At 61.0% G+C, this 4,310-nt stretch carries 5 protein-coding genes and 2 pseudogenes; 4 read left to right on the forward strand and 3 right to left on the reverse strand.

The window, feature by feature from the left end:
* Together AB7I51_RS17705 and AB7I51_RS17710 are read left to right on the forward strand one after the other, a co-directional pair.
* A pseudogene (locus AB7I51_RS17705) lies at positions 1-109 on the forward strand (IS630 family transposase); the annotation flags it as partial.
* Between the two features lie 78 nt (positions 110-187).
* On the forward strand, positions 188-463 hold the full coding sequence (locus AB7I51_RS17710) for a hypothetical protein (RefSeq protein ID WP_428406383.1): 276 nt from the start codon (positions 188-190) through the stop codon (positions 461-463).
* A gap of 28 nt (positions 464-491) precedes the next feature.
* Here the strand turns inward: AB7I51_RS17710 and AB7I51_RS17715 are convergent, their stop codons facing one another.
* The gene (locus AB7I51_RS17715) at positions 492-1,325 is read right to left on the reverse strand and encodes a hypothetical protein (protein ID WP_428405602.1); all 834 of its coding nucleotides are present in this window, start codon (positions 1,323-1,325) and stop codon (positions 492-494) included.
* A 116-nt stretch (positions 1,326-1,441) separates the two neighbouring features.
* Entirely contained in the window at positions 1,442-1,882 is a 441-nt protein-coding gene (locus AB7I51_RS17720; protein ID WP_428405601.1) for a hypothetical protein, read from the reverse strand.
* Positions 1,883-2,216: 334 nt separating this feature from the next.
* On the opposite strand from AB7I51_RS17720, the gene AB7I51_RS17725 reads away from it, so the two are divergent.
* On the forward strand, positions 2,217-2,972 hold the full coding sequence (locus tag AB7I51_RS17725) for an outer membrane protein (protein WP_428405600.1): 756 nt from the start codon (positions 2,217-2,219) through the stop codon (positions 2,970-2,972).
* 279 nt (positions 2,973-3,251) lie between these two features.
* Positions 3,252-3,788 carry an outer membrane protein gene (locus AB7I51_RS17730; protein ID WP_428405599.1) on the forward strand — a complete coding sequence of 179 codons (537 nt, stop codon included), beginning with the start codon at positions 3,252-3,254 and terminating at the stop codon, positions 3,786-3,788.
* 408 nt (positions 3,789-4,196) lie between these two features.
* On the opposite strand, the pseudogene AB7I51_RS17735 reads toward AB7I51_RS17730, so the two are convergent.
* Positions 4,197-4,310 (reverse strand): annotated as a pseudogene (locus AB7I51_RS17735) (IS5/IS1182 family transposase); the annotation flags it as partial.

The following is a 4,310-nucleotide window of genomic DNA, read 5'->3' on the forward strand; positions in this document are numbered from 1 at the left end:
CGAGCGCAGCGTCGACGCCTTGTGGAACAGGATCGGCGCCTTGTTCAACGAGTTCACCCCGCAGGAATGCGCCAACTACTTCACCGCCGCCGGATATGAGCCTCTTTGAAAAGAAACTGCTCTAGAATTATGCTAATGTCACATACGGCGCGCCTCGCGCCGGGCAAGTCTGCCCGAGGAGGCGACAGTGAAACATGCGATATGTTCTTGCGTCCCGCCGCCGGTCGGGTGGAGCGTCAACCGGCAAACTCATCCTGCAATCGCTCAAGCGATTTTCGCTGTGTCCAGCGACGCACGAAGTCCCGAAGCGATTTGGGAGACGCCGACGCCGGACGAATGGCGAAAGATTTCCGAACTCGTAGCCCAATATGTCGAAGACGGCGATTTCGCCTTCGACAATGGCAAATTTGCTTGGGGACCATTCGAAACCCTTCGCCTATGGCCGCTGCGGCGCGATGGTTGAATAAAGATCGGCCGCCGACGATCAGCGATCAGTATGGCGGAAACATCGGCGGCGGCGGGAAGAGGCGCGGGATAAAGCCATTGAGCTCCCGAGCGAATTGACGCTGGCGCGGGGCCTGAGCGCGCGATTGCCCGTGCGCGTTGCCGACAATTTCGCCGCTCTCCGTGACGACGATCCAGCGGCCGGCGCGCTCCTTGATGGAGATGACGCGGCCGACGCCGGGCACGACTTCCCCTGGTTCGACGCCGATCATGCCCCTGTCGGATTCAATGAGTGCGGCGCCTTGAAACACGTCGCGCACCCTGTAGCCGCTCACGATTTTGGGGGCCGGGGCGATCGTCTGGACCGGCGTCATATCGATTTTGGCGTTCTCGTTCTTGACGCTCTCGTTTTTGGCGGCGTGAGCGACTTTCGCATTGGGCGTTTCGGACGGACGCGGCGGGGGCGTCGGCGCCTCCGACGCGCTGGCGGCAGTCTTGTTTTCTGCGGGCGGCGCCGCGCTTGCGGCCTGGGCGCTCAGATGGTCCGCTTGTTGCCGCTTTTCCACGGCGTCTAATTTCGCGCGCAGCTCCCGCACTTCGCCCTGGAGAGAAGCGATTCGATTTTTTGTCGCTTCGTCCAGCGCCGGGGCCGCGACCTGCGGAGCCTGCGCCTCAACCTTTTGAGCGACCGCTTCCTTGGACCGGTCAGACGGATAGAAATGCGTGGCGGCGACTCCGGCCAAGCCGATCAACGCCGCGATCAGTCCATAGCGGAGCGGTCGACGCCGGCGGCGATCAATGACGATCTCCACCGGCAATATTTCCGGCGCGCCGTTCCTTTTTGGCTGCGGCGGCTCCGGCGGAATGATGAGGTCGTTCATGCGCGAAATCCTGCCTTCGGAAACGAAGGAAGTCGCAAGCTGCGCCTGAATCGCGGCGAAATGTCGTCAAATCTCGCCGACGCGCGCCGAGCGGCGCGGTCTATATCGCTTGACGACTATTTGACCGGATAGGGGAGGGGCCTGGCGAGAGGCGGGGGACCCGGCGATGCTGTGATCATCGTCAGGAGCCGCTCCATGTAGCATCGCGAATCATATGGCTCGACGCCCCTGTTGCATTCAGGATCGGGAATATAGAGCGGGGGTTGAAGCGTGTCGGAGAGGGCGGTGCAGACGGGGTCGGTATAGGGGCTTCCGACGTTATCCAGCACGATCGGGTGACCGCATTTGTCGACGTTCGGCGCCGGCGCAGCGCCTGCGGACATTGGCGCGGGCATCGCCTGTTTCTGCTTCGCCTGGGCGGCTCCCGACAGCGCGGCGGCGACGAGAATGACGGCGAGCGCGCATCGTCCGAGGCCGGTCCACATGCCTGGATGCTGAATTCCCCGGCCCCGCCCGGCTGAGACCTTGAGACGGGCGTTGTCCGGCGGCATTCTCATGACGTTCCTCTCGAAATCGCGGCCGGTCAGGGTCGGCGCAGCCGTTCTGGCCCAACCATTATAGCCGACATTCAGCCGCTCCGCGTCAAGGCAAGGTCGGAGCCGCACAGTTCTCGTCGGGGCGACGTCACTGCGCCGCCGAAGGCGCCTCGCCTCACGGCGCATCGTCCGGGGTCCATTGTGGCACAGCTGCCACAGTCGCCCAGAAAGCACAATTCGACGCCCAAAAACCAGTCATATCCTTTGACTGTGTAGCAGGTTTCTTTCTACCAACTTGGCCTCAGGCAAATCTCGCCGCGCGCTCAAATTGAAAACTCATTAAGGAGGAAGGTACATGAAAAAGGCATTGTTTGCTGCCTCTGCCTTAGCGTTGATGGCCGGATCGGCGTTGGCCGCCGACCTTCCGTCCTATAAGGCGCCCCCGCCGCCGACGCCCCCGCCGCTCATCACCTGGACGGGCCTCTATGGCGGTTTGAACTTCGGCGTCGGCTTTTACGCCAACAATTCGTCGAACGCGTGGGGCGCCGGCTTTAACAATCACGGCGGCAGTCGCGCCGGCGTCGTCGGCGGCGGCCAGATCGGCTACAACTACCAGGTCACGCCGATGTTCCTCGTTGGCGTCGAGACCGACTTCCAGGGCACGAGCATCGGCTCCGGCGCCGGCGGCAATACCTACAACTGGCTCTTCGGCCTGCCTCCGGTGACGACGGCGACGCTGAACTGGTTCGGCACGGTTCGTGGCCGCGCCGGCCTCACGCTGCTCAATTCGAAGGTGCTGATCTACGGCACGGGCGGCTTCGCCTATGGCGAAGTGCAGCGCAACGGCTGGTGGAACCAGAACAGCGCGGTGCAGACGGGCTGGACAGTCGGCGGCGGCGGCGAGTGGATGGTCATTCCGAACTGGTCGCTCAAGCTCGAATATCTGTATACGCAGATCAGCGGCAACGGGAACAACAACGGCGGCTGGTTTTTCAACCCCGGCTGGGGCCTCAACAGCACCAACAATCGCACGCGCTTCCACACGATTCGCGCGGGCGTGAACTACCACTTCAACTTCGGCGCCCCGGCGCCGGTGTTGGCGAAATATTGATCGATCGATCGAGTCCGATTGGTCGAAGGAAAGCCCAGCCATCCGGCTGGGCTTTTCTTTTGCGCCGTGAGCAGCGGCGCGCCGCATGCGCCGGGACTTGAAATCAATCGCTGCTATTCAAGACCTTTAGTTCGAACGGCTTCAACTCGGCATTCGTATTGAGGAATTCAGTAACTTGAGTGAGTTCCTTCACTGTTGCCGCGAATGGCTCTTGTCGACTCCATTCGATAGTATCCACCTGGGTTGCGTTCGCGGGGCGTCGACGCGGAGGATTATCGAATGAAGACGCTGGTTGCTTCCCTCATTCTCCTGACCAGCCTGCTCCTGACCGGCCTGGGCGCTTATTCCGCCAGCGCCGACGAAGCCATTGGCTCCTCGACGTCACAATCGACGCCGCCTCGAATTTGGATGGGCTTTTACGCAGGATTGAACGCCGGAGGTTTTTGGAACAACAATTACAATCCGGCGTCCATCGACTGGTCTCGACTGGCGACGCCGGGCGGTTTCAACTATTCATCGAGCTTTGCGACGGTTCCTCAGCGGGGAATCTCGTGGAACAACGGCGTCGGCTTCGCTGGGGGCGGCCAGTTGGGCTACAATTGGCAGCTCACGGATAGAATTGCGGTTGGCGTTGAAACTGACATTCAAGGATTTGCCGGCGGACGAAGCAGCTGGAGCACGGGCGGGCTATCAGCCTCGCCATTCGGCGCTGGTCCGAGCTTCGTGGGTTCTGCTCGTGGACGCGCTGGATATCTTGTAGAGCCCAACCTTCAGATTTACGGAACGGCCGGGCCTGCGTTTGGCGGCCGAAAATAATATTGGCGCGCCATTGGCGCCTGTCCTTTCGCAAAAGCCGGGCGCCGCGCGTCCCGAACGTGTTGTCCGACGATCAGCGCAAATCGATCGATGCTTTCCACGCGGCGCTCAGGCGCCAGAAGAGCGTGAGCAATGAACGAAGCGCATGTGCGCAGTCGCACTGCGAGCGTCTCGTTATTCTTGCTACTACGCCTTCACCAAACAGCAAACGGAGATAGCCATGTCGACTTATTTTGATTGGGAGGGCGCTCAGGAGTCGACGCGCAGGCAGCTTCGCGCTTCGATTTTAACATTGGCCGCCATGACGACCGCCGCATTGGCGATCGGCTTTCTCGCGTGAAGCCACCGCACAGAGCGGCAATATCGGATTGACATTGTCCAAAACTCGAAATTCGTTAGGGCCTGTCATCAATTGAGCCAGACGATAGCTGCGGAGAGGTGGATCGCGGCGAGAAAATTTCGAGCGGTTTTGTCGTAGCGCGTTGCGATGGCCCGAAATTGCTTGAGCTTGCAAAAGAAATT

This window comes from Methylocystis sp., from assembly GCF_050246715.1.
Lineage (GTDB): Bacteria > Pseudomonadota > Alphaproteobacteria > Rhizobiales > Beijerinckiaceae > Methylocystis.